Raw genomic sequence first — 24,576 nt, forward strand, 5'->3', positions numbered from 1 at the left:
ATTGATACGACCTGTCTATCTTCCCTTTCAGCGCTTGCGCACACCCTTTCCCACCGACGAGATGTGACGATGATAACCAGAAAACGTACGTTGTATAGCCTCTGCGCCCTGCTGGCGACCACCGCCTCTGCGGCGCACGCCGATGATGATCCATCGGCACAAAATGGCGTCACTGTAGGCATCGGCGCACAGTCTGCGCCGCGTTACAGCGGTTCAGACAAGCAGCGCCTGCAATTCGTTCCACTGATCCAGGCGCGCGATAACGCCCTCTTCATTGATTCGCAAAAGGGCATCGGTTACGACCTGCAAAGCGATAACGGTCTCTATCTCGAACATACGCTCGGTTACGGTCTTGGCCGCGATGAGAGCAACTCCTCCTGGCGCGACGGAGCCAATAGCCTGAAAGGGATGGGGAAAATCGATGCCACGATGAATACCGCGCTTGCCGTCGGCTGGTCGATCACCCCGTGGCTCTCCGTTGAAGGCAAAGCGACGCTGCCGCTGACCGACAGCCAGGGCGTGCAGTATCAAACCTCGGTGACGCTGCTGCCGGTGCAGAGCGCCAGCGATACCGTTGCAATCCAGTCTGCTGCCCTGTTTGGCGACAGCCGCTACATCAACACCTTTTATGGCGTCAGCGCGCGGCAGAGCCAGCGCAGCGGTTTTCGCCCCTATGATCGCGCGGGCGGTTTCTACGGCGTCAACAGCTCGCTCACCTGGAGCCATCAGTTCGACGAACACTGGGGAACGCTGCTGAGCGCGGGCTACACCTGGCTTGGCGATCGCGCGGGCGACAGCCCGATTGTCTCGCAACGCAATCAGGGCACCGGCACGGTAGCCGTAACCTGGACCTTCTGAACAGGGGGAGATGGTGAAAAAAGAGGATTATCAGCTGGTGGGGAAGATCTGGTTTGGCTGCTTACTGGTTTACCTCGCCGCGTATCTGACATATATCTCTTTGTAATGATTGCCAACAAAACAGCGATGAGATGAATAAAGACGCCCATACCCAAACAGCCCTTTGCCTCGACACGCCACGGCTGGTCTGCATGCAAATCGAGGAACTGGATCGCGATTTTTTTAGCCGCCTGATGGCGAGCAATGAGGTGCAGCATTACATCTCGGACGCGCGCACGCCAGAGGAGATCGAGGAGGCTTTCACCGCCCGCTTGCCGCACTGGCAACCGGGGAGCGCGCACTGGCTCTGCCTGGTGGTGCGCGACAGAGCGAGCGGTGAAAGGCTCGGCGTCATCGGCTATATCCATCGCGAAGCAGACTGCGCCGAAGTGGGGTTTCTCTTTGCTCCCGAGGCGCAGGGAAAAGGCTATGCGCGCGAGTCGTTACAGGCGGTGTGCGATTTCGCCTTCAATAAAGGCGGCATCCGGCGGCTGACGGCGATGGTCACCGCCGGCAATCACCCCTCTCGCCGCCTGCTGGAAAAGGTGGGGTTTGTGCTGGAGGGCGAGCTGCGCGAGAGCTATTGGCTGCATAACCGCTGGCACAATGACTGGCTGTTTGGCCTGCTGCGCCAGGATTATCTCCATCAATAACGAGGGTGTTATGACGCTGAACATCACCACCATTACCCCGGCAGTCGACGGTTTTCAGCCGCTAAAACAGGCGAGCGTGGCGGAGGGGTTTAATATGCTGCGCAGGCTTGAGGAGAACTGGCTCAATCAGCACAACCGCTTTGATAAGCCAGGCGAAATGCTGCTGGGCGCGTTGCTTGACGGCAAGCTGGTGGGAGTTTGCGGGCTGAATATCGACCCGTTTGTGCAGGGAGATCGCGCAGGCCGGGTGCGCCACCTCTACGTTGCCGCAGCCTATCGCAGCCAGGCGGTGGGTAGCGCGCTTTTGAGGGAGATTGTCGCCCAGGCCGCGCAGAGCTTTGACAATCTCTACACGCATGCACCGCAGGCGGCGTTCCGCTTTTACCAACGCGCAGGCTTTGTGCCAACGGAAGGGATTGAGCGGGTGACGCACTGCCTGCGGTTGGGGCAAAACTAGCCGGTAAGATTGCCCTACCGGCTGCTGGCGTTACGCGCGCATCGGCTCGCCGCGCACCGGGCGGTCGCCCGCCACGAAGTAGTCGGCGTTGCTGCGCGGCAGCGGGGCGCGGCCACGGATATTATCGGCAATCTTCTCGCCAATCATAATGGTGGTGGCGTTGAGGTTACCGGTGATGATCAGCGGCATAATCGAGGCATCGACCACGCGCAGCCCTTGCAGGCCGTGCACGCGCCCTTCCCCGTCCACTACCGCCATCTCGTCGCTGCCCATTTTGCAGGTGCCGCACGGATGGTAGGCGGTTTCGCCGTGGTTACGCACAAACTCATCCAGCTGTTCGTCGGTCTGGCACTCAATACCGGGGCTAATCTCACGCCCGCGATACTTATCCAGCGCCGGCTGGTTGATGATCTGGCGCGTAATGCGGATCGCATCGCGGAACTCCTGCCAGTCCTGCTCGTGGGCCATGTAGTTAAACTGAATGGCCGGGTGCATACGCGGATCGCGCGATTTCAGGCGCACAAAGCCGCGGCTCGGCGAGCGCATGGAGCCAACGTGGCACTGGAAGCCGTGGGCTTCAACCGCGTTGCTGCCGTTGTAGTTAATCGCCACCGGCAGGAAGTGGTACTGAATGTTCGGCCAGGCGAACTCTTCCCGGCTGCGGATAAAGCCGCCGCCTTCAAACTGGTTGCTGGCGCCGATACCGGTGCCGTTAAACAGCCACTCCGCGCCGATTTTCGGCTGGTTCCACCACTTCAGCGCCGGGTAGAGCGACACCGGCTCTTTGCACTCGTACTGCAGGTACATTTCGAGGTGATCCTGCAGGTTTTCACCGACGCCCGGCAGATCGTGCACCACGGGAATGTCGAACTTCTTCAGCAGATCTGCCGCACCGACGCCGGAGCGTTGCAGGATCTGCGGCGAAGCGATAGCACCCGCGCAGAGCAGCACTTCGCGGCGCGCATGCACCTGCTGCGGCGTGTTGCTGGCACCGTGCAGATACTCAACGCCCACCGCCCGCTTGCCGTCGAACAGAATGCGATCGGTGGTGGCATGGGTGATGATGGTCAGGTTGGAGCGCTTTTTCGCGGTATCGAGATAGCCGCGCGCGGTGCTCGAGCGACGCCCCTTCGGCGTCACAAAGCGATCCATCGGGCCAAAGCCCTCTTGCTGATAACCGTTGAGATCCTCGGTGCGCGGATAGCCCGCCTGCACGCCCGCTTCGATCATCGCTGCAAACAGCGGGTTATTGCCCGGTTTGCAGGTGGTGATGCTGACCGGGCCTTCGCCGCCGTGGTAGTCGTTTGCGCCGATATCGCGCGTTTCCGACTTGCGGTAGTAGGGCAGGCAGTCGAGGTAGGTCCAGCGCTCCAGCCCTGGTTCCTGTGCCCAGTTATCGAGATCCATTGCGTTGCCGCGCACGTAGCACATGCCGTTGATCAATGACGATCCGCCAAGCCCTTTACCGCGCCCGCACTCCATGCGGCGGTTGTTCATGTGCGGTTCGGGCTCGGTTTCATACGCCCAGTTGTAGCGTTTGCCCTGCAACGGGTACGCCAGCGCCGCAGGCATCTGCGTGCGGAAATCAAAACGGTAATCGGGACCGCCCGCTTCAAGCAGCAGCACGTTGACGTCGCTATCTTCGGTCAGTCTTGTTGCCAATACGTTCCCTGCGGATCCGGCTCCGATGATGATGTAATCAAATTCCATTAGTCGCTCCTCAGGTTAAAATTCACTCAAAATACAGACTGGAAACGGGTCATTTCGAGCTGCACAGACTTCACCTGGGTGTAGTTTTGCAGCGTCATCAGGCCGTTTTCACGCCCGACGCCGGAGTGCTTGTAGCCACCCACCGGCATTTCGGCGGCGGATTCGCCCCAGGTGTTGATCCAGCAGATCCCCGCTTCAATCTGATGAATGACGCGGTGCGCGCGGTTGAGATCCTGCGTCACTACGCCAGCGGCCAGACCGAAGTCAGTAGCGTTGGCGCGGCGCACCACTTCCTCTTCGCTTTCATAGGTGAGGATCGCCATCACCGGCCCGAAGATCTCTTCGCGCACGATGGTCATCTCGTCGCGGCAATCGGTAAAGACCGTTGGCGCAACCCAGGCACCGTTATCGAACTCGCCGCCAGTCAGACGTTTGCCGCCGCAGAGCAGGCGTGCGCCTTCACTGATGCCGGATTCGATATAGCGCATCACGTTGTCGCGGTGCGGGAAGCTCACCAGCGGCCCGAAGTTGATAGCCGGATCGTTCGGATCGCCCGCTTTAATCCGCGCCACGCGATCGGCGATCTTCACTTCAAACTCGGCCTGCCATTTCGCCGGAACAAACACGCGCGTGCCGTTGGTGCAGACCTGGCCGGAGCTGTAGAAGTTGGCCATCATTGCGATATCGGCAGCGAGATCGAGATCCGCATCTTCAAAGATGATCAGCGGCGATTTACCGCCCAACTCCATGGTGACCTCTTTCAGGGTCGAACCGGCGGCGTTTGCCATCACTTTTTTACCGCTGGCCACACCACCGGTGAAGGAGACTTTGTCGATGCCCGGATGCTCGGTCAGCAGCTGGCCGGTGACCGCACCGCTGCCCGGCAGAACGTTAAAGACGCCGTCCGGCAGGCCCGCTTCGGTGTAGATTTCCGCCAGTTTCAGTGCGGTGAGCGGTGTGACTTCGCTCGGTTTGAAGATCATCGCGTTGCCCGCAGCCAGCGCTGGTGCGGATTTCCACAGCGCGATCTGGATCGGGTAGTTCCATGCGCCAATACCAGCGACCACGCCAAGCGGCTCGCGGCGAGTATAGACAAAGGAGGTGTCGCGCAGCGGGATCTGCTGCCCTTCCAGCGACGGGATCAGCCCGGCGTAGTACTCCAGCACATCGGCACCGGTGACGATATCAACCGCCTGGGTTTCGCTCAGCGGCTTACCGGTGTCGAGGGTTTCCAGCGCGGCCAGCTCGTCATTGCGCTCGCGCAGAATATCGACCGCGCGACGCAGGATGCGTGAACGCTCCATCGCCGTCATCGCGGCCCAGATTTTCTGGCCTTTACGCGCGCTTTCGACAGCGCGATCGACATCGGCCTGCGCCGCTTCGTGCACTTCGGCTAATACTTCGCCATTGGCCGGGTTGATGGTCTGGAATGTTTTTCCAGCCGCGGCGGGAACGTATTGACCATCAATATAGAGCTGCTGTTCTGCGAATCGGGACATGATTCCTCCTTCCTCAGGGATTCTTTGCACCAGCCAACTGCTGGCGGATGAATTGGGTGGTGAGCGTTCGGGCAACGTCCGGGTTGAACGGTTTGCCGCTCAGGGCTGCGCGCAGCCACAGGCCATCAATTAATGACGCCAGGCCGTGCGCTGCCAGCCGGGCCTGCTCGCGCGGCAATTCGCGGCGAAACTCCGCCGTCAGGCTGGAGAAGAGGCGTCGGCTGCTGACGCGCTCAAGGCGGCCCAGCTGCGGTTGATGCATGCTGCTGGCCCAGAAGTCGAGCCAGGCTTTCATCGCCGCGCTATGCACCTGGGTCTCATCGAAGTTACCGTCGACAATCGCCAGTAAACGCGCTTCGGTCGTGGCCTGGGCTAACGGTTTCAGGCGTACCGCCACCGCATCGCGCAACTGGCGCGTGATGTCGCGCATGGTGGCTTCCAGCAGGCCGTTTTTGTCCTTGAAGTAGTGGCTGATGATGCCGGTCGATACCCCGGCCCGGCGCGCAATCTGCGCAATGGTGGCGTCGTTAATCCCGACGTCGTTGATCGTATCCAGGGTCGCATCAATCAGCTGCCGACGGCGTATCGGCTGCATTCCCACCTTTGGCATGACTCCCTCTTCCACCGCAAAGTAAGGGCTCTATTTAATCTTTTTTTGATTGCACGTTCAATATAAAAAAAGAATTTGTTAAGGTAATGTACCTGCACTGTTACAAAAACGAAGCGGCTGTGTGTAAGCTGTAGCAGGCTCAATCCGTAACAAAAATGAGGGAAAAACAACAAGAAAAGAGGCAGCACGTTGCAAGTAATCTTTTGATTTAGTTACAGGAAATTAACCAGAGGTAACCGATGATTAATCCACCTGCCAGTGAAAAAGACAGAATCAATCCTGTGGTGTTCTACACCTCCGCCGGACTGATTCTGACATTTTCACTTGTCACCATTCTCTATAGCGATCTCGCCGCGGCGTGGATCCAGACCACCGTGAACTGGGTGTCGTCCACCTTTGGCTGGTACTACATGCTGGCCGCCACGCTCTATATCGTCTTTGTCATCTATATGGCCTGTTCGCGCTACGGGGCGATCAAGCTCGGGCCAGAGCAGTCAAAACCGGAGTTCAGCCTGTTAAGCTGGTCGGCAATGCTGTTTGCCGCCGGGATCGGCATCGATCTGATGTTCTTCTCCGTGGCTGAACCGGTGACGCAGTATATGCAGCCGCCGGAAGGCGCCGGGCAGACGATGGAAGCTGCGCGCCAGGCGATGGTCTGGACGCTGTTCCACTACGGCTTAACTGGCTGGTCGATGTATGCCCTGATGGGGATTGCCCTCGGCTACTTCAGCTACCGCTACAACCTGCCGCTGACCATCCGCTCGGCGCTCTATCCGATTTTTGGTAAACGCATTAATGGCCCGATTGGCCACACGGTGGATATCGCAGCGGTGATCGGCACTATTTTCGGTATCGCCACCACCCTCGGTATTGGCGTGGTGCAGCTTAACTACGGCCTGAAAGTGCTGTTTGATGTGCCGGAAGGGTTAACCGCGCAGATGGCGCTGATTGTGCTGTCGGTGGTTATTGCCACCATTTCGGTCACCTCCGGCGTCGATAAAGGTATTCGCATCCTTTCTGAGCTGAATGTTGCGCTGGCGCTCGGGCTGATCCTGTTTGTGCTGTTTATGGGCAAAACGGATTTCCTGCTCAACGCGCTGGTGCTGAATGTGGGTGATTACATCAACCGCTTTATGGGCATGACGTTGAACACCTTTGCCTTTGACCGCCCGACGCAGTGGATGAACAGCTGGACGCTCTTCTTCTGGGCCTGGTGGGTGGCGTGGTCGCCGTTTGTCGGCCTGTTCCTTGCGCGTATCTCCCGCGGTCGTACCATCCGCGAGTTCGTGCTCGGTACGCTGATCATTCCGTTTACCTTTACCCTGCTGTGGCTGTCGGTGTTTGGTAACGCCGCGCTGTATGAAATCATTCACGGCGATGCCGGTTTTGCCCAGGAAGTGATGGCGCACGCCGAACGCGGCTTCTACAGTCTGCTGGCGCAGTACCCGGCGTTTAAACTGAGCGCCTCGGTTGCCACCATCACCGGCCTGCTCTTTTATGTCACCTCGGCGGACTCCGGCTCGCTGGTATTGGGTAACTTCACCTCGAAGCTGAAAGATATCAACAGCGATGCGCCGAACTGGCTGCGTATCTTCTGGTCGGTGGCGATTGGCGTGCTGACGATGGGGATGCTGATGACCAACGGCATTTCCGCCCTGCAAAACACCACGGTGATCATGGGTCTGCCATTCAGCTTTGTGATCTTCTTTGTGATGGCGGGGCTTTATAAGTCGCTGAAAGTGGAAGATCACCGCCGCGCCAGCGCCAGCCGTGAAACTGCGCCCTATATTCCGGCGAGCAACGATCGCCTGAGCTGGAAAAAGCGTCTCTCGCGCCTGATGAACTATCCGGGCACGCGCTATACCCAGCAGATGATGGAGACGGTGATCTACCCGGCGATGCAGGATGTGGCGAAAGAGCTGGAGCTGCGCGGCGCTCGCGTCACGCTGGAGAGTGTCCCTGCGGAAGAGGATAAACCGCTCGGCCATCTCGATTTGCGTGTGCACCTCGGCGAGGAGCAGAACTTTGTTTACCAGGTCTGGCCGCAGCAGTACTCCGTTCCAGGCTTTACCTACCGCGCGCGCAGCGGTAAGTCGCACTACTTCCGCCTGGAGACCTTCCTGTTAGAGGGCAGCCAGGGGAATGACCTGATGGATTACAACAAAGAGCAGGTGATTATCGATATTCTCGATCAATATGAACGCCACCTGAACTTTATCCATCTGCACCGCGAAGCGCCCGGTGCAAATATTGTTTATCCACAAACGTAATGTCATAAGGCCACGCAAGTGGCCTTATTTTTTCAGGCAGATGAATTTATACCAACGAATTAATAATCCCCTGATGGTAATACTCACGCTGGAATATAGTTATGAAGATAAAATGATTACCTCAAAACGAGGTTTTTTTTGGGTTACTGACCGAGAGAAATTCGTTCCTGGCACGCCAATCAAAATCAGAATCAACCCTGAAAACCCCTCTGATTTTTATTATTTGGAATATGAAACTCGTTGTTCGTTAATGTATATATGTAAACAACTCAGGTTTGTATGAAAGAAATAAATCATATACTATACGTGAAGCTTTTTCCGATAAACTAAACTTCAAAAGGTTATATGGACAATTACCTCAAGGCGATCCCCATAATTCTTGTAACGGCAGTGGTTATTGCAATCGTTTACTCGATTATAAGAAGCATATTCGATGGGTTTACTAAAAAGAAAATACTTAGCAACCCTTGTTATGTCGATGCAACCATTACGCAGATTATACCGCGCACACCATCGAACCTCGGCATAGTTAGCATTTATGTTGATTACCAATTTACCGCAGAAAATGGGGAGACATATGAGAATAAGAATGTACTCATAAATATCAAAACCATGGATCTTTATAATTACAAGCAGGGTTCAACCATTCCTGTGGTCTATCTTAAAAGTGATCCCACTAAGAACATACTCAATATGCGCGATGCAATGCTGGATTATAAAAGGCGATAGCCATTATCTCTTAAAAGATAAGCATCTATAATACTGAAGAAACATATCTATCATGATGAGCGCCAGGGCGTTAATAATCACCTTACGGCAGCCGTAACGGTGAAATATATTTTCAAAGGAGAGGAAGTTATCGCCAAACGTGGTATTGCTTTCCCGTTCATTGAAAAGGATCCGTTTTTTCCTGGTGCCGAAGTCAATATCCGTGTCGACAATGAGACGGGAAAACACTTCTATTTTAGCGATTACAAAACCTATTAACTCGGTGGTGTTGCAGGGCAACTTCTCTCCTGTTTGCTACGCACTTTCACCAGCACCTGATGCAACTGCCCGATGGAGAGATCGCGCACCACGGGCTCTGGCTCGCCGCGCAACCAGCGAAAAAAATAGCAGATGCCGAGTAGATCGAGACCTTCGCTTGTAAAGAGGTACTCGTTCTCCTTTAGCGAGAAAAGCGAGCGGAAATCCTCCTCATCCGTTTCAAAACGGACAGCAAAAAACTTCTCTGCTGCTTCAAGAAGCTCAACGCCGTCATCACCGCAAATACCCAGATCCTCTTCCAGCAGCGTGCTTTCATCGATCGCTTTGCGCGTACATCCCGAAAACTCACGCACAAATGCAATTACCTCTTCTACGCTCGGGCTCACTGTTGCACTCCTCTCGCCCGGCTTTATGGCGCCGGGCTTAATGATTACTGGCCTTCAAAGCCGTAATACTGCACCGGATAGCGCTGACCGTTGATCTCCAGATCGCGCCAGGGTTTGCTGACGGTTTTCGGCATACTTTCGCGCAGCGCTTTTTCGGCGTTTTGCGATAGCGTGACGCTGCCCGCCTGACGCCACTCATTGCCCTGATGGGTATAGACCGAGATCCCGGCGTCGTTGCGGTTATAGAGCAGCACTTCCGGCGTGCCGTCGTTGTTGAGATCCTGCATCCAGATCAGGCAGGCGCGGCTATCCACCATGCAGGTGCTCAGCGTGTGATCGACATACTGCGTTTGTGCCTGCCACCAGCTCTCCGGCGGTGCTTCGCTGCCCGCGCGCAGCGGGATGCTTTTCTGCAACGCGTTAATGTCTTTCTTCGTGCCTTCGTGATAGCCGCCGAGGATTTGCATCAGCATCGCTTGTTGTTGCACCGGATCTTTAAGCCACTGCGGATGCGCTTTCAGCATCTGCAACGCTTGTTTTCCCCGACGTCCCGCGTGGCTGAACATGTAAAGATCCTCCCCATCCGCTTTGGCTTTGCCCTCAGCGTATCGCGCCAGCTGAGTGTTAACGGTGATACGCAGCGGATCGACAACCGGCGTATGCAACAAAAACCAACCGCAGGCCGTCAATGCCAGCATCAGAACGATAAAGCTGTTCATGTTCGCCGCGCCCTGTGACCAGGCCCGGCGCTGATAACTCACCAGCAGCAGAGACCCGATCAACGCGAGAAGCGTAAGAGCCACGCCGTAAACGCGATCCACCGTCCAGCCATATTCGGCGATGCGCAGCCACAGCGCCCAGCCCGCCAGCGCAGCGAGCAGCGGCGTGATCCACTGCGCCACCAGCACCAGACGCGCAATCACCCGCGGCGAACGCGAAGCAGCTGGCGCTTTTTCGCCAACCATGGCGCTGAACGCCAGCATCAGCAGCGTCATGGTGAGCAGCAGTGTCGCGGCAGAAACAGAGGCCGGGATAATCGCCAGCCCTGTAAAGGGCAGGCAGGCCAGAAACAGCAGAGAGATAACCGCATGCAGCGGCAGCAGGACGCTGACCGCGAGCGTCAGCAGGTTACGGAACAGCCCGGCAGCGCCCGGCAGGCGTCGGCAAAAAACGATGCCTGCGGCGATGGCAGCACCCGTCGCCATCGCCGGGAAAAAAGGGTTATCAAAAAAGAGGTGCTCGAACAGCGTGATGCCAATCATGCTGAAGAGTTTGCTCCACAGCAGCAGCACCAGCCAGAACAGCCCGGTCATCACCGCGGTCACGCCCAGGGTGAAGGTGTTGTTCCATAGTGCGCCGGTGATAAAGGCATGTTTATCCGCTTTCTGCCCGGACGGCGTGCAGAAAGCCGCCAGAAACGGCATCACCAGAGTAAGCAGAAATGTCGATGCACCGAAGTTTGTGCCATGAAAATCATCGTTCGGCAGCCCGGGGAAGTTCCAGCGCAGCCAGCCGGTCATTAGCGCGATAAAAGGCAGAGTCAGCAGTGCGCATAGCCACGGCTTAAGGTCTTTGACGCGATAAAGCGTGAAGGCGAGCACGCTGGCAAATGCAATGGCAAGCGGCGACAGATAAATTGAGTAGTTATCATGCAGCTTAAGCGCGTCCGGCAACGCCCATAGCAGCCCGGCGAGCGTGCCGATGGCGATAATCACCCACCTGGTCTTTGCCGGAAAATCCTCTTTTTGTAACATCGCGACTCCTTTGCTGTTTGGCTGGTGAGAAACCTGTTTGTACGCTTTTTTGTCGTCAAAAATCACTACAGGTTTTTGCTGACCTTTTTCTTGCTCTGCTTTGTATGGCGCACGATGAGGCATTGTCCATGCCAGGGATAGGAGCGCAATCACTTGTTTGGGTGGGGACCTTAATCGCATACCACTCATTAACTCGAAGTAGCCAGGGAAGCATCTGGCCTACTGGGCGTAACTCAGCCATTAATAGGTGTTAAAAATAGGAGCCAATATCAGAAAATTATTATTAGATTTCTTGATCTACTGCCAAAGATACTCGCAATTACAACATGTTAGATTGACGGGCTATTAAGTCCCAAAAGCACTATACACATGGATTGTGAGGTTAGAAGAATGAGCCGACGTGAAGATATTCTGGACCCTTCGAGATTTTGGTCTGAATCAGCAATAAAAAGCGGTCTTTTATATTCAGATGTCTTGGGATGGCTCGATATGGGGCATGCTCGTGGTGATGATATCCAGGAGTTATTAGCGCGTTTTTCTGCGGGAGAAGCCAGCGGTAAGGAGTATTACGAAATCAAATATGAACAAAAGATGGCAATAAGCCGGTTCAATACTGGCCGCTTCAGTATCTGGCGGATAAAGCGGGGAAGAAGTATAGAAGAGCGAAGAAGTATCATTCTTGCCATGATGATGGGCACCGCAGTGGCGTTCGAAAACTGGCAGTCCATGCCATGGTTCAGTTGGTTCACCGATAGCGGCTTCAGTAGTGAAGATTTGGTCTCGGATCTGTTCGGTTTCTATAGAGTTAATTTTCCCCGCATTTACTGGCGAGATTTGCGTATTGCCAGCAAAGAATCAGCACTACGCCGATGGGACTACTATGGCCCTGTCGGTGACTACAAAAACACTGGATTTTTACCGTTGCTCTTCCCTGATCCCATCGATAAACAGCTATGCTATCGCGCACCTTACAAGGCTCAGCTTCCGAGGTTTATGATGCAGGTTACGCCTTATAAATTGAGACCGGGTGATGACACTGTGTATCGGACTAGTAAAAGAGCAGGTATCTCAGTTGCAATGGAGTAACTACAAGTGAAAAAACTAAAAAGAGCGTCACTGCTTATTCTGCTGGTCATCATTGGCTTCGTGCTGATTGATTGCAGCATGCAGAAAGTTGCTGAGCGCCACGAAGGTTATAGCGAGGCAAACCTGTGGGCCTATTATCTTTACACCGATAGCGACATTCGCCATGCGCCGAGAGCCTCTGAGAAATATCACTTCACCTTTACCGCCGAGGATGGCACTCAGCCAAGGGACAGCAGCATTGTTTACGGTCCGGGCACTGACATAACCGTCATCAGAAATTATTTAACCTCACTGGGTTATGTCAGCGTAAAGCGCGAAGGCTTACTTGAAAGATGGCAGCGCGAGGGGGAAACCCCGCCCTACTTTGTTATTACCCGGGATCCGCAAACACGGACGCTGACGCTGACTCGCTCCAGTTTTTAAATAGGCTTTTCTCTTACCGCGCCATTTACTCCGAGCACCTACCGGTAAGTTAAGGTAAAGGTCGCTGTTGCACTGGCGACACCTGCGCTGACGCGAGGAGCAGTCTGGTAATAGCGAGCCTTAAACTGGACGGTCTCGGTGCCGCCGCCGGGCGAGGTGTAGTAAATCCCGCGCTGCCCAAAGCGCACCGCCCGATCGTCGGGTGCAAAATAGAGCTGCACACCAACGCCCGTTGCCGCGATATCGCCGGGCGCGCTGTCCAGCTTCATCACGCCCGGCACGTTTGAGGGATGCTGTTCCGCATCGACCTGGACGTAGATACGGGCGTCTTTATCGCACTCCAGCTCAATCCAGAAATCTTTCCATTCGGTATAGGCGCCGGGGCCATAAAAGTTCGATTTTTCATGATCGCCCAGCAGCACATAGAGCTCCGGTGTCAGGATCGTGCAGGCCGTGGTGGTAACCGTGTTGGTGCCGCCCAGCATGACATTGGCAAAATAGAAGCGGCTGGCGATTGAGGCGCGAGCCAGCACGCCCGGGGTCAATGTTCCTGGCGTGATCGCGCCGGTTTTGATTAACTCCGCTTTCATACCGGCACCGATATAAACACTGGTATTCGGCGGCACGCGCTGATCGTAAGGCAGCTGTTTTCGGGATCCGATATTAGTTAAGCGAATCCCCACACCGGGCAAATTCGTTGCATAAATTCTGTTTCCGATGGCGCTCTGAGTGCGCCACTGGCTCATCTCCCAGCGGTAAATCCAGCTCTCAGTACATCCGGCGATGTTGTTCCCGCCGTTATAGGCACCCGTAACTGCCGTCGCAATCACGATACCGACAGGCGTATCACGTTGTACCGAGACGTTACCGAAGCTGATGGCATTCCCGATCTCACCCGCCAGATTACTGGCAAAACCGCAGGCGGCCTTCGCGCCGCAAGAGAGGCACCACAGCGCCAGCAGGCCGGAGAGTGATTTTACGAACCGCGTCATGCCAGGCACTCCTCTTCTGTTTCAATTACTGGGCTGTTGCCGACGTTGTCCGGCAGGCGAAAATGGACTTCACACTGCTGATCCGCGTTCCATTTCACTTTGATTTTTCCTTCCTCCGGCACGCCCGCGAGATAGACCACGCCGTCATCGCCGACGATGCCGCTGCTCCCCTCTTTAAGCGTTGCCTGTGCGCCGAAGGGCACCGGAAGCCCCTGATAAGAGAGCTTCATCAGCACGCGCCACCCGACACGGGTGTTGAAATTCGCCATCACCACGGCGCCTTGCGTCGGGGTAACGGTTTGCACTGCGCTATCGATATCCACCTCATCGCCAAGGGTAGTGGTATCCAGCACCAGGCGGTTTTTCCGGTACGGCGTGACATAGGGCACCACCGCATAGCCACGCCGGTCGGTGTAGAGACCGGTGTTGTTCTGAACTTTCGCATCACGAGCGCCCGGCGCTTTCAGCACGGCCAGCGTCTGGCCCAGCGGTTGGGAGAGTGTTATGCCGTGCGGATGGGCGACAACGCCGCCTTTCAGGCCGTAGTTAATCTGTTGATAGTGCGCGTCGTAGTTGTAGCCGCCGCTTATTTCGCCCTGCCCGCCCTTGTAACCGGCGCTGAGACTCCCCGCGCTGCCCGCGCCGTGATGCGTGTGGCTCTGCTGGATGCTGTAGCTCAGGTTGTTGTCGGCAAGTGTCGTACCGCTGAGCCCCACCTGCTGGCGGGTGTCGCCGTGCCGTGCGCTGTTCAGGCTGTAGCTCGCCCAGGCGTTGGGCAGAAAACGACTGAGCGGCATCTGAACGTTGAAGGCCAGCTGTTGCTCTGCGGGCTGGGCGCGAGCTGGATAGATGTTATAGCTGTAGGCGAGGTTGTAACTGATGCCACTGAAATTGCCGCTCCAGCCGGTGCTAAGCGTGCGTTCGTAGCCCTCCTCCTGCCAGAAATCTTGCTGATAGCCAGAGAGATAAAGCGAGCCGTAATCACCCACGCTCTGGCTGAGATCGAGCTGAAGCTTTTGCCGCTTATTACTGCCCTCCGCGCGCCGATCGTTCGCCTCCTGAAAGGTGTAAAACCCGGCGGTGGAGTAGCGGTACGCCGCAAGGGTAAAGCGGGTATCGGTGGCCTGAAAATCCTTTGCATATTGCAGCCGGTAGGAGTGGCCGTGGTGAGCGTCGTTGCCGTTCAGCGTGCTCTGGGCAACCGACATATCGGCAGACAACGAGCCGAGATCGCCAAGCCCAAAACCGAGCCCTGCCGCCCCGGCGTGGTAATTTTGCGCTGCGATCGCGCCGCCAAAAAGGGTAACGGCGCGCGGCAAGCCGTAGATGGCTGTCGCCTGACCAAAGGCTGGCTCATCGCTGGTTCGGTTACCGCTGCGATACTTCCCGGCGGTGAGGGCATACTTCAGGCGGCCTTCGCGCTGCATAATCGGCACCGCCGAGAAGGGCTGGGTAAAAGTGCGTTCGCTGCCGTCCGCCTCTTTGATGGTGACGGTGAGATCGCCGCTGCCGGAGGTGGGATAGAGATCGCGGATAACAAACGCCCCGGGCGCGACGTAGCTCTGGTAAATGATGTAGTCATTCTGCCTGATGGTTACTTGCGCACTGGAGTGGGCGATGCCACGGATCACCGGGGCAAAGCCGCGCAGGCTGTCCGGCAGCATGTTGTCGTCAGAGGAGAGCTGCGCACCACGAAACTGCACGCTGTCGAAGATCTCCGACGAGGTGTAGCTGTCGCCGAGGGTCAGTTGCCCCTTCAGCCCTTTGATGTTGCGTTGCAGATAGGTGTTAATCGACGCCCAGCGGCTGCCGTGGTTGCTGGCGTAATGCCCGGTCGAGTCGTTACGCAGCCGCCACGCTCCGAGATTGACCCCGCTTTGCAGGCTAGCGTAGTAGCTGTCGCGCGAGCCTTTGCCCACGTCAAGCCAGCGATGGCTGCCGCTGAGGTTGTAGTTCAGCAGCGCGGCAGTGACTCCCTCGTCCCACTCGGCGGGATCGACATCGCCTCTGGCATGCGCATCCATCGCCGCCTGCGGCAGACTGACGTTGAGCCTTAACTGGCTGAACCGCAGTTCGGCGGCGGCCATCGGGATGTAATTTCCGATATCCTCAAGAGGTGCCTCCGGCGACAGCGCCGCCAGTTCGGGAAAGGCGTCGATTTTCACTCCCCAACCCCGCAACATCGCGGGCGTGATCTGCGCATGCAGACGCTTGTCCGCGCCCGCGATAAAAGCAATATCCTGCGCATCGCCCTGCTTTTCACCATTCACATAGACGGTCACGCGGTAGGTACCCGGAAGCTGACCGTCCGGTTCAGCAAAGAAGGCGAGATCGGCCACCGGCTGGCCTGGGTTATCAAGCTCCAGCGCATGAAGATTAAACATCTCGCGCGCGTCCGCATGGCGCAGGTAGCCGGGCAGCAGCAGCACTATCGGCACCAGCGCCGGTAACAACGCCCGCTGCCGCGAAGTCGGCATTTTCATTACCTTCCCCTCAGAGCGGCCGATGTTCAACCCGGCTGACGCCGCCGTAATCGCTGATCGCCTGCCAGCTGACGCGCGATACCGCAGCCGAGGGCAGCGTAAAGCTGGCGTTGCCCAGGGGCGGCACCATATCAACGTCCTTAACCTCGGTTCCGTCCACTTTCAGGGTGAAGAGCGTGACGTAATAGGGCGTGGGATTGGTGACGGTCAGGCGATTGCCGCGGTGCGTGAACCGCAGATTTTGATAAGCGCTTCCCGGCTCGCCCGGCAGCCCGCCGGGGCGGTAGAAGAGCTTGATGCGCGATTTGATCACCACCTGCAACATGTTGGTGCGCGCAACGCTGTCATCCATGGCGGGAATCGATTTAACGTTCAGCCAGAATACCGATTCGCGATCCTGCGCCAGCGCGCCGCCCGTGCGGATAATGCGCAGCAGGTTCTCTTCATCCGCGTTAATGCGAAACAGCGGCGGCGTGACGATAAAGGGCGCTTTGCGACCCTGCTCACCGCTATCAACCCAGCTCTGCACCAGATAGACATTTGATTTATTCGGGTTGCGGACGGAGAGCGAGGCCTCTTTTTTATCACCGTTATAAATAACGCGCGTCCCACCAATCACGATCCCGGCCTCTGCGGGCCCGCAAATCAGAGCCAGCAATAACGCCAGCACAACATGCAGATGCCTGTTCATCTTCTTCTCTCCGGAGACAACATCCTTGTTATGCGGAGATACACCGTTAATGTGTATCTCCGCGTCAGTCGGGCATTAGCGGTAGTTCAGGGTGAACTGCGAGGTGGCGTTAGCCGTACCGGTGGTGACCGTCGTGCCGGTCGAGACATAGCGGGCGGTGAAGTCCAGCGTGTTGCTGCCTTCATCGAGGGTGTAATCGCCCGAGGCCGAGTAGAGCGGAATGGCGGAGCCATTTTTATCCGCGATTTCGATGCCGACCCCGCTCGCAACGTTACTTCCGCTGTCCAGCGACAGCAGGCGCTGATTAACGGCATGCGCGGTGCCGTCGAATTTCACTTTCAGCGCGGTGACGGTGTCGGGGCAATCATTGAGCGTAATGCTGAAGTGTGTCGGAGCCGCTTTCAACCCGGCAGAGCCGTTGAGCGTCGTCACGGAGACTTTGCCTAAATCAACGTTCATGCTTTGCGAACCGCTATCGACCGCGCAGGTCTGGTCGGTAATGCTGCCGGTGAAGTAGATGGTGCCGTCTGCGGCCTGCGCCGTGCCGGCAAGCCCCATCCAGACGATAAAAGCCGTGTTTGCTAACCGCATTTTCATTTTCTTCTCCTTGATAAAAATGACGCAGAGCCATGCCCTGCTCTACAACGGCGGCGAAAAAATCTGCTTCAGACTTTCCCGTTAGTGCCAGAGTGGTGAGTTCAGCGGAAGATTTCTAAAAACAGAGAAAGGCAGCATAAAACGTCAGGGAACGCGCTTTTTGGCAAAATAAGAGAGATAAAATAACGGGACGTTGAGAAGATAACACTGGCAACGTGAACAGCTGGATCACGTTGCCAGTAAAGGTTAATGCGTTATTACGACGTGCTTGCAAAAAATAACGATTTAAAAACAGCAAGATAACGTCTTGCCTGAAGAGGCATCAGAAAAATTTTGACTCTACCCTAAATTTTTCTGATACTACTTTGCGTTTTGGCACTAAATGGTTGATTTTGCGAAACATCTCCCCAGACGTTGAGAAACCGCTGCGTGTTGGTGGCCGTGTAGATCACCGTATGCCGGATGTTACGGTGCCCGAGATAATCCTGTATCAGACGCGTATCACGCCCCAAATCCGCCAGCGCGTAACCGCACCCGTGCCGCAACATGTGCGGGTGAGCAGAAATGCTGATTCCCCCCAGTTCGCCATAGCGTTTAAGCAGCAACCGCACCTGATGACGCGAGAGCGGCCCGCCTTTTTGCGAGAGGAAGAGCCAGTCGCTGTCCGCATCCCGCCAGCGGCGACGCTCGTTCAGCCAGCGCGTCAGCGCAGGCAGTTCGGTGTCGAACAGCGGATGCTGCGTGGAGAGGCTGTTCTTGAGCCGCCGGACGTAGACTGACCGCCCAACCAGATCGATATCCGACAAGCGCATATCACACAGTTCGCTGACGCGCAGCCCGTGTAAAAAACACATCTGGATGAGGCAGTAATCCCGCGCAAAGTGCAGCCCCCGGTCTGTTGCCAGCAATATTTGCCTCACCTCGTGGCGAGTCAGGTGTTTTCTCTTAACTGACATTGTCTTACTCCTTACTTAAAAAAGGGGAATAAAATCAGGCCAGTACCGTGAATGTAGCCCGGCCTGAATCCAGCGACAGGATAGCATTTTGGAAAGGGGGAGTTGGGGAGGAATTTTTTAAGGGGGGTTATTTGGCTGGGGGAAGGAGTGCGAGTATGGATTGGCGCTGCGCGGCATCAACTTTGTTCCATGCAGCGATCAGTGCTGCAAGATCGTCATCTTCGGCATAGAAATAAGCGAGCGGAACCTCAAGCACGCGTGCCAGCTGCTGGACTATTTCGATATTCGCCTGATGGATGCCCTTCTCATAGCGATTGATTCGCGGGCTGGCAACAAACTCATCAATGCCTGCCAGAATGCCGAGCTGCTTTTGCGACAAGCCTTTAGCGAGGCGCGCTGCCTTGAGCCGCCTGCTAAATACTTCATTGTGCGAGGGAGAATTTTTCATGGCTACGATAATCGTAGTAATGCTTATCGCCTGATACTACGAAATACGTAGCTCTGTTAGCTGTTTTGGTCTTTGCACTGAAGTTACAGCAAATCTGGATCCTCCCTGCAAAACTACGAAATACGTAATTTACCCTCTGTTCGCAGAACTACGAATAACGTAGTATTTTTGTCGTTAGCTCACCAAAACGGAGGATCAAAGGAATGAAAGCAAACTGGCATAAAGCTGACGTGATAGCTGCGGTGCATAAGAAAGGAACCTCACTGGCTGCACTTTCCAGGGCGGCTGGCTTGAGCTCTTCGACCTTAGCGAATGCCCTGGAAAGACCATGGCCAAAAGGCGAAGCCATTATCGCAAATGCGATTGGTGTTCTGCCGCAGGAGATTTGGCCGGAAAGGTATTACAGAGAGGGGGAATTGGTGGAAAGGAGGCTTCTAATTCGCAATCCTTTATCAATAAAGGATTTACGTTAAAAAAGACGTAAAGTTGCGATTGATCATGTATTCATTGTTTCAAAAATGCTTTTTTGACTGGCTCATATGTTAATCTAGAAGGTTTTTACGTAAAATATGACGTAAAAACCTCCTCGAACACACGGAACTGCCATGGCAAACTTCGATGCTGATTACTGCTACTCTTTCCCCGCTGTGCGAGGTATGCAAGCTGGAAGGCCATTCTACATTGCGACTTGCCCGATGCGCATCATACCTAAAATTTTCAGCTTTGACGAAACGGATGTCCCGCCAGAGCTGCGAGCGCAGCGCATTTTGAATAAATCTCGCATACCTGAAATGGTGCGTTATCTGCTTGAGAATCCGAAGGATTATGTCTTTTCGGCTCTTACTGCATCGATTGCTGTGGATGTGCAGTTCGATGAGTTTTCCGGTTCAAATAACCTTGGGACATTGCGTGTGCCAATGGATGCGCAAATTCTTATCAATGACGGGCAACACCGTCGTAAAGCGATCGAGGATGCATTGTCGGAGCGACCTGAACTGGGGCAAGACAACATTCCGGTCCTGTTTTTTGTTGATGAAGGGTTGAAGCGCAGCCAGCAAATGTTTGCTGACTTAAACAAATATGCCATTCGCCCAAGTCCTTCTTTATCGGCTCTGTATGATCATCGCGATGTAAGCTCAAACCTTGCGCGTTATCTGGCGATGTCTATTGAACCTTTTGTCGGTCTTACGGAGCTCGAAAAATCCAGTATTAGTACACTTTCAAATAAGCTCTTCACGCTTAGCAGTATCAAGCAAGCGACCCGTGCGCTTTTGGGTAAAGACCCAAAAGTTGGCAGCATCGAAGACAATACCAATATAGCCGCGATTTACTGGCAGGCAGTTTTCCAGGTCATGCCTGACTGGCAGCTTGCCGCAAGAAAAGAAGTCTCTCCGGCGCAGTTACGTCAGGACTATGTGCATGCCCACGGTATTGGACTGCAAGCTTTAGGTCTGCTTGGTCGTGCATTACTGACTGAAGAACCTGAGCAATGGCAGGAAAAAATTAAAGAATTGAAAAATTTCGACTGGCGCAAAAGCAACCCTGAAATGGTTAAGCGAGCAATGCAGCATGGCAAGTTGAGCAAGACTGGCACTTCAATTCAGCTAACCTGTAATGCGTTAAAGCAAGCGCTCTCTCTCCCACTTACCCCCGAAGAACAAGAGCTTGAAGCTCAAATGGTTGCCTTATGAGTAAATTAGTTCAGGCCTTTGATCTGGCCGAATATGAAGACTTTATCAATCAGGAGCAGTTCTCAGGACGCCCCCTGGCTGAATATGTTGCTGAAGTGCAACGAATTTATTGTGCGGATAAACGCCCTTGGGTAATTGGCTACAGCGGTGGGAAAGATTCTTCCGCCGTGATCACCCTGGTATATCTGGCGTTGCTCGGACTCCCTCCGGAAATGCGCAGTAAAGATGTGTTTTTGGTCTCATCCGATACACTGGTAGAAACGCCAGTTGTTGTTGATCTGATTAAAAAAACCATGTTGCAGATAGAGGCTGGCGCTAAACGCAATGGCCTCCCGATCACTCAACATGCAGTAATGCCAAAAACCAATGAAACCTTCTGGGTTAATTTGCTGGGTAAAGGGTACCCAGCGCCAACCCGGAGTTTTCGCTGGTGTACAGAGCGCATGAAAATCAATCCGGTTAGTGACTTTATAAAAGATAAAGTCAGCCAGTTTGATGAGGTTATTGTTGTTCTGGGTTCGCGTAGCAGCGAGAGTTCATCGCGTGCGCAGGTCATCGCAAAACATAAAATCGATGGTACGCGCCTTGCACGCCACACCACGTTACCCAATGCATTCATCTATACACCGATTGATACATGGGATGTGGAAGATGTCTGGAAATTATTGAGAGGAGCGTTTCGCTACTCTCCTGATGATATTGAAGAGTGGGAAAGCCCGTGGGGTGGTAATAACCGTCCGCTATGGACGTTATATATGGATTCTTCTGCACAAGGTGAGTGCCCGCTGGTCATTGATGACAGCACCCCCTCTTGTGGCAACTCCCGATTTGGCTGCTGGACATGTACTGTCGTCACGAAAGATAAAGCGATGGAAAGCCTGATACAAAACGGCGAGGAGTGGATGTCTCCTCTGCTCAAGTATCGTGATCTCCTTGCGTTCACAACCGATCCTGTTAACAAGGATACTTTCCGTAACTACAAACGTCGTACCGGGAAAGTGAGCTATCAATACGCTAAAGATGGCGAAGATATCACTGCAGAACGCAAACACGTGCCGGGCCCATACTGGCTTAAGTATCGCCAGCAGTGGCTAAAAGACTTGTTAGAAATCGAACGCGATTTGAATGCGCAAGGTCATACCATCACGCTGATCACACAGCCGGAGCTACATGCTATTCGGCAAGAGTGGCTGAAGGATCCCAACGAACCAGATTGGTACGATACCCTGCCCGGCATTTATCGGGAGGTTTACCAACGCGATCTGGACTGGGTTGTTGACGATCAATCCAGGTTTGATGCCAGCGATGCCGATTTGCTGATGCAAATTGCACAAGGTTTTGACGTTGAACCTGAAATGGTAATGAAGCTGATCGAGCTTGAAACCTCAATGGAAGGTTTGAGCCGTCGCCAGGGAATCTTCGACAAACTGGGTACCATCTTGAAACAAGATTGGGGCACGCTGGAAGAGATTCAGCAGCAACATGCAAAATTACAAACGCGCAATGACCGTGATATTCATCAGGAAGAAGTAGCAAAACTGGAAGCTGAACTTCAGGTATTACAACGCAGAATCGTTGATGCCAGTGAATCATCTCTCTTTGCCGGCGAGGAAAACGAACGTGTTAATTAAGCAACTGGTTTTGCGCAACTTCCGGGTATTTAACGGTACGCATACCATTGATCTGGCTCCCAGAAAGCGACCAAATGATACAAACCAGCGTCCTATCGTCCTCTTTGGTGGGTTAAATGGCGCAGGCAAAACCTCAATTTTATCTGCCATAAGATTGGCGTTGTATGGACGTCTGGCATTCGGTCAGGCCACTCAACAGCAAGATTATGTTGAACAGCTCAGCTCCCTGGTTCATAAGGGCACTTATGTCACAGACAATCCTGATGAAGCTGCCGTAGAGCTGAGCTTCACTTACAACAAAGATGGGCGTGAAGCCGAATTCACTGTCACGAGAAGCTGGAAAAAAGGCAGGAAAGATAATTTATCGCTGCAGCAAGATGGGATCCCTCTTAAAGAGATGAATTACGATCAATGCCAGGGATTCCTTAATGAATTGATCCCACACGGTATTGCTGACCTGTTCTTTTTTGATGGTGAAAAAATTGCTGAACTCGCAGAAGACGAGTCCGGTAAGATCCTGCGCACTGCGGTACGCCGCCTTTTGGGGCTGGACCTCATCGCAAAATTGCATAACGATCTGACGATTTTTATCAAACGTCAGCAGACCAATCAGCTTGAAGGTTCGCAGCAGCAAAAGCTGGCAGAACTCGAGGCGGAAGGCCAAAAGTTAGCGTTTCAGGCAGAAGAACTACTCGAAAAAGCTGACTTTGCAAAAATACGTATTGATCTTTTATCCAAAGAAATCATTCGCTACGAAGGGCAATTGAACGCTCAGGGCGGCGCATTTGCACAAACCAAGACCCAGGAAAAGATTAAAGTTGAGACGCTCCTGAAAGAAAAAGAGCGGCTCGAAAGAGCATTGCGTCAGGAGTGCGATGGATCATTACCCTATGCCCTGGCTCCCAATATTTTAGGGCAACTACTTAAAAGAATTGCTGAAGAAGCAGAGATCAAACAAGCTAAAAGTTTTGAGAAGGAGCTGGAGAAGTTCCTGGCACAACTCAAAAATGATATTGCGTTCCGCACTAGTAGCGGGAGTAGTACACAAATTATCGCGACCGAAGCGATCGCTGATAATTTGAAAGATTACATGGCGGCAAAGCCGAAGGGTGATTTGCTCTTTGATGTTTCTGAAAGAGAAGCAGGCATGCTGCAGCAATCAATTGAGCAAGATAGCCAAAAAGCGTGGCAGCGTTTCGACTCGTATCGTCTTCAGTTAACTGACATTGAGCAACAACTAGAGCAAGCAGCCGCCAATATTGCGCGCGCACCGGAAGACGACCAGTTAATGGATATCTTTGACAAGCTGCGCGAGCTTGATAAAGAGCGTGAGAAAAAACGCCAGGAATATATATCTCTGCTTGATGAAGCCAGAAAAATAAAGCAACAACAGCTAGATTGCGTACGTAAAATCCAGAAAAACCATGATCTTGCGCGTAATCAGCATGGTTCTAACAGCGCATTGAGAAACGCACAAGAAGCTATTAACTTGCTTAGCCGATACAGTGACGTCTTAACACAAGCACGAGTAAAAACGCTGGCAACAAACTTTGAAAATGCCTACAGAAAATTAGCGCGGAAGGAAGATCTGCAATTAAATGCCCATATCAACCCAGATACATTTGATGTCGAATTGGTTGATGAAAATGGCTCAGTCATTAATCGCAAATTACTTTCTGCGGGCGAAAAGCAAATTTATGCCATTGCCATTCTTGAGGCGTTAGCAAAAACATCTGGGCGTGACTTGCCTGTGATTATTGATACGCCATTAGGCCGTCTTGACTCACAGCATAGGGATAAATTGATCAATCATTATTTCCCTGAAGCCAGCCATCAGGTCGTATTGTTATCAACAGATACCGAAGTGGATGAGCGCTATTTCGTTGACAGGCTGCGGGATGACATTTCGCATGCTTATGAAATTGTGTTTAACGCGCGTACCAAATCCTCTTCACTGAAACCAGGTTATTTCTGGGAATTAACTAAGGAGGCAATCTGATGCTCCCTAATCGCATGCAACTGAGCCGCCAGACAGAAGAGCAGCTCAAAAGATTGAAAGGCTACACTGGCGTCACCCCAAATGTGGCCGCACGTTTAGCTTTTTTTCGCTCAGTTGAGAGCGAATTTCGTTATTCACCAGAAAGAGATACTAAGAAACTAGATGGCTCTTTAGTGCTGGATAAAATAACGTGGTTAGGTGAGACCCTTCAGGCTACGGAATTAGTGCTTAAGATGTTATATCCACATATTGAGCAGAAAGAAGCTATTAAAGCATGGGCTGCCCATGTGGAAGACGGAATCTCAGCACTAAGAAATTATAAATCTATGAAAGAATTCAGCATTGCTTTATAAGTA

Annotated in this window: 22 protein-coding genes; 11 read left to right on the plus strand and 11 right to left on the minus strand. The window is 53.8% G+C overall.

The genetic code is table 11. The features are described from left to right. The first annotated feature begins 69 nt into the window (after positions 1–69). The 3 genes from BWI95_RS02755 (at position 70) to BWI95_RS02765 (ending at position 2,007) form a co-directional block, all read left to right on the plus strand. Positions 70–858: a MipA/OmpV family protein gene (locus tag BWI95_RS02755; protein WP_054804645.1), complete on the plus strand. Its 789-nt coding sequence runs from the start codon at positions 70–72 to the stop codon at positions 856–858. Positions 859–1,049: 191 nt separating this feature from the next. After that, complete coding sequence (locus tag BWI95_RS02760; RefSeq protein WP_232374407.1) at positions 1,050–1,550, plus strand: GNAT family N-acetyltransferase; 501 nt, start codon at positions 1,050–1,052, stop codon at positions 1,548–1,550. 10 nt (positions 1,551–1,560) lie between these two features. Beyond that, entirely contained in the window at positions 1,561–2,007 is a 447-nt protein-coding gene (locus tag BWI95_RS02765) for a GNAT family N-acetyltransferase (protein ID WP_054804647.1), read from the plus strand. Between the two features lie 30 nt (positions 2,008–2,037). Here BWI95_RS02765 and betA read toward each other — a convergent pair whose 3' ends face one another. From betA to betI, 3 genes are read right to left on the minus strand one after another with little or no spacing between them, the layout of a single operon-like run. Beyond that, positions 2,038–3,717, minus strand: a complete 1,680-nt coding sequence (betA, locus tag BWI95_RS02770; RefSeq protein WP_076768970.1) for a choline dehydrogenase — start codon at positions 3,715–3,717, stop codon at positions 2,038–2,040. Positions 3,718–3,743: 26 nt separating this feature from the next. Further along, positions 3,744–5,216 carry a betaine-aldehyde dehydrogenase gene (betB, locus tag BWI95_RS02775; RefSeq protein ID WP_023480479.1) on the minus strand — a complete coding sequence of 491 codons (1,473 nt, stop codon included), beginning with the start codon at positions 5,214–5,216 and terminating at the stop codon, positions 3,744–3,746. Between the two features lie 13 nt (positions 5,217–5,229). Continuing rightward, positions 5,230–5,826, minus strand: a complete 597-nt coding sequence (betI, locus tag BWI95_RS02780) for a transcriptional regulator BetI (protein ID WP_054803993.1) — start codon at positions 5,824–5,826, stop codon at positions 5,230–5,232. 239 nt (positions 5,827–6,065) lie between these two features. Here betI and BWI95_RS02785 point away from each other — a divergent pair, with 239 nt between their 5' ends. After that, complete coding sequence (locus tag BWI95_RS02785; RefSeq protein ID WP_023480491.1) at positions 6,066–8,096, plus strand: choline transporter; 2,031 nt, start codon at positions 6,066–6,068, stop codon at positions 8,094–8,096. A gap of 983 nt (positions 8,097–9,079) precedes the next feature. On the opposite strand, the gene BWI95_RS02805 is transcribed toward BWI95_RS02785, so the two are convergent. Then, positions 9,080–9,469, minus strand: coding sequence for a hypothetical protein (locus BWI95_RS02805; protein ID WP_076768972.1), 390 nt, complete (start codon positions 9,467–9,469; stop codon positions 9,080–9,082). 44 nt (positions 9,470–9,513) lie between these two features. Beyond that, positions 9,514–11,223, minus strand: a complete 1,710-nt coding sequence (locus BWI95_RS02810; RefSeq protein WP_167552459.1) for a DUF4153 domain-containing protein — start codon at positions 11,221–11,223, stop codon at positions 9,514–9,516. Between the two features lie 390 nt (positions 11,224–11,613). Here BWI95_RS02810 and BWI95_RS02815 point away from each other — a divergent pair, with 390 nt between their 5' ends. Then, complete coding sequence (locus BWI95_RS02815) at positions 11,614–12,309, plus strand: hypothetical protein (RefSeq protein WP_054803997.1); 696 nt, start codon at positions 11,614–11,616, stop codon at positions 12,307–12,309. 6 nt (positions 12,310–12,315) lie between these two features. Further along, positions 12,316–12,732: a hypothetical protein gene (locus BWI95_RS02820; protein ID WP_076768974.1), complete on the plus strand. Its 417-nt coding sequence runs from the start codon at positions 12,316–12,318 to the stop codon at positions 12,730–12,732. Between the two features lie 38 nt (positions 12,733–12,770). Here BWI95_RS02820 and BWI95_RS02825 read toward each other — a convergent pair whose 3' ends face one another. The 6 genes from BWI95_RS02825 to BWI95_RS02850 form a co-directional block, all read right to left on the minus strand. After that, a complete protein-coding gene (locus tag BWI95_RS02825) occupies positions 12,771–13,724 on the minus strand; it encodes a fimbrial protein (RefSeq protein ID WP_054803999.1) in 954 nt (317 codons plus the stop codon). Further along, positions 13,721–16,207 (minus strand): fimbria/pilus outer membrane usher protein, encoded by a 2,487-nt coding sequence (locus BWI95_RS02830; protein WP_054804000.1) that lies wholly within the window; start codon positions 16,205–16,207, stop codon positions 13,721–13,723. The genes BWI95_RS02825 and BWI95_RS02830 overlap by 4 nt, the downstream gene beginning before the upstream one ends. 10 nt (positions 16,208–16,217) lie before the next feature. Continuing rightward, on the minus strand, positions 16,218–16,898 hold the full coding sequence (locus BWI95_RS02835) for a fimbrial biogenesis chaperone (protein WP_054804001.1): 681 nt from the start codon (positions 16,896–16,898) through the stop codon (positions 16,218–16,220). Between the two features lie 75 nt (positions 16,899–16,973). Continuing rightward, the gene (locus BWI95_RS02840; RefSeq protein WP_054804002.1) at positions 16,974–17,495 is read right to left on the minus strand and encodes a fimbrial protein; all 522 of its coding nucleotides are present in this window, start codon (positions 17,493–17,495) and stop codon (positions 16,974–16,976) included. 344 nt (positions 17,496–17,839) lie between these two features. After that, positions 17,840–18,451 carry a tyrosine-type DNA invertase gene (locus BWI95_RS02845; protein ID WP_042713977.1) on the minus strand — a complete coding sequence of 204 codons (612 nt, stop codon included), beginning with the start codon at positions 18,449–18,451 and terminating at the stop codon, positions 17,840–17,842. Positions 18,452–18,578: 127 nt separating this feature from the next. Further along, entirely contained in the window at positions 18,579–18,899 is a 321-nt protein-coding gene (locus tag BWI95_RS02850) for a helix-turn-helix domain-containing protein (RefSeq protein WP_054804003.1), read from the minus strand. A 203-nt stretch (positions 18,900–19,102) separates the two neighbouring features. Here BWI95_RS02850 and BWI95_RS02855 point away from each other — a divergent pair, with 203 nt between their 5' ends. From BWI95_RS02855 to dndE, 5 genes are all read left to right on the plus strand, one after another. After that, positions 19,103–19,372 carry a helix-turn-helix domain-containing protein gene (locus BWI95_RS02855; RefSeq protein ID WP_076768976.1) on the plus strand — a complete coding sequence of 90 codons (270 nt, stop codon included), beginning with the start codon at positions 19,103–19,105 and terminating at the stop codon, positions 19,370–19,372. 132 nt (positions 19,373–19,504) lie between these two features. After that, positions 19,505–20,590, plus strand: a complete 1,086-nt coding sequence (gene dndB, locus BWI95_RS02860) for a DNA sulfur modification protein DndB (protein WP_076768977.1) — start codon at positions 19,505–19,507, stop codon at positions 20,588–20,590. Further along, positions 20,587–22,221, plus strand: a complete 1,635-nt coding sequence (dndC, locus tag BWI95_RS02865; protein WP_054804004.1) for a DNA phosphorothioation system sulfurtransferase DndC — start codon at positions 20,587–20,589, stop codon at positions 22,219–22,221. Before dndB ends, dndC begins: the two co-directional genes overlap by 4 nt. Further along, on the plus strand, positions 22,211–24,220 hold the full coding sequence (dndD, locus tag BWI95_RS02870; RefSeq protein ID WP_076768978.1) for a DNA sulfur modification protein DndD: 2,010 nt from the start codon (positions 22,211–22,213) through the stop codon (positions 24,218–24,220). Before dndC ends, dndD begins: the two co-directional genes overlap by 11 nt. Continuing rightward, positions 24,220–24,573: a DNA sulfur modification protein DndE gene (gene dndE, locus BWI95_RS02875; RefSeq protein WP_054804005.1), complete on the plus strand. Its 354-nt coding sequence runs from the start codon at positions 24,220–24,222 to the stop codon at positions 24,571–24,573. The genes dndD and dndE overlap by 1 nt, the downstream gene beginning before the upstream one ends. Positions 24,574–24,576 lie beyond the last annotated feature (3 nt).

Source organism: Kosakonia cowanii JCM 10956 = DSM 18146, from assembly GCF_001975225.1.
Lineage (GTDB): Bacteria > Pseudomonadota > Gammaproteobacteria > Enterobacterales > Enterobacteriaceae > Kosakonia > Kosakonia cowanii.

What these genes read in the sequence shown, in the direction of transcription:
- betI (WP_054803993.1), bottom strand. Translation starts at nt 5,826, where the DNA reads ATGCCAAAGGTGGGAATGCAGCCGATACGCCGTCGGCAGCTGATTGAT.
- dndE (WP_054804005.1), top strand. Translation starts at nt 24,220, where the DNA reads ATGCTCCCTAATCGCATGCAACTGAGCCGCCAGACAGAAGAGCAGCTC.
- betA (WP_076768970.1), bottom strand. Translation starts at nt 3,717, where the DNA reads ATGGAATTTGATTACATCATCATCGGAGCCGGATCCGCAGGGAACGTA.
- BWI95_RS02855 (WP_076768976.1), top strand. Translation starts at nt 19,103, where the DNA reads ATGAAAGCAAACTGGCATAAAGCTGACGTGATAGCTGCGGTGCATAAG.
- BWI95_RS02755 (WP_054804645.1), top strand. Translation starts at nt 70, where the DNA reads ATGATAACCAGAAAACGTACGTTGTATAGCCTCTGCGCCCTGCTGGCG.
- BWI95_RS02825 (WP_054803999.1), bottom strand. Translation starts at nt 13,724, where the DNA reads ATGACGCGGTTCGTAAAATCACTCTCCGGCCTGCTGGCGCTGTGGTGC.
- BWI95_RS02760 (WP_232374407.1), top strand. Translation starts at nt 1,050, where the DNA reads ATGCAAATCGAGGAACTGGATCGCGATTTTTTTAGCCGCCTGATGGCG.
- BWI95_RS02810 (WP_167552459.1), bottom strand. Translation starts at nt 11,223, where the DNA reads ATGTTACAAAAAGAGGATTTTCCGGCAAAGACCAGGTGGGTGATTATC.
- BWI95_RS02815 (WP_054803997.1), top strand. Translation starts at nt 11,614, where the DNA reads ATGAGCCGACGTGAAGATATTCTGGACCCTTCGAGATTTTGGTCTGAA.
- BWI95_RS02835 (WP_054804001.1), bottom strand. Translation starts at nt 16,898, where the DNA reads ATGAACAGGCATCTGCATGTTGTGCTGGCGTTATTGCTGGCTCTGATT.
- dndC (WP_054804004.1), top strand. Translation starts at nt 20,587, where the DNA reads ATGAGTAAATTAGTTCAGGCCTTTGATCTGGCCGAATATGAAGACTTT.
- BWI95_RS02845 (WP_042713977.1), bottom strand. Translation starts at nt 18,451, where the DNA reads ATGTCAGTTAAGAGAAAACACCTGACTCGCCACGAGGTGAGGCAAATA.
- BWI95_RS02830 (WP_054804000.1), bottom strand. Translation starts at nt 16,207, where the DNA reads ATGAAAATGCCGACTTCGCGGCAGCGGGCGTTGTTACCGGCGCTGGTG.
- BWI95_RS02840 (WP_054804002.1), bottom strand. Translation starts at nt 17,495, where the DNA reads ATGAAAATGCGGTTAGCAAACACGGCTTTTATCGTCTGGATGGGGCTT.
- BWI95_RS02785 (WP_023480491.1), top strand. Translation starts at nt 6,066, where the DNA reads ATGATTAATCCACCTGCCAGTGAAAAAGACAGAATCAATCCTGTGGTG.
- BWI95_RS02850 (WP_054804003.1), bottom strand. Translation starts at nt 18,899, where the DNA reads ATGAAAAATTCTCCCTCGCACAATGAAGTATTTAGCAGGCGGCTCAAG.
- BWI95_RS02765 (WP_054804647.1), top strand. Translation starts at nt 1,561, where the DNA reads ATGACGCTGAACATCACCACCATTACCCCGGCAGTCGACGGTTTTCAG.
- betB (WP_023480479.1), bottom strand. Translation starts at nt 5,216, where the DNA reads ATGTCCCGATTCGCAGAACAGCAGCTCTATATTGATGGTCAATACGTT.
- dndB (WP_076768977.1), top strand. Translation starts at nt 19,505, where the DNA reads ATGGCAAACTTCGATGCTGATTACTGCTACTCTTTCCCCGCTGTGCGA.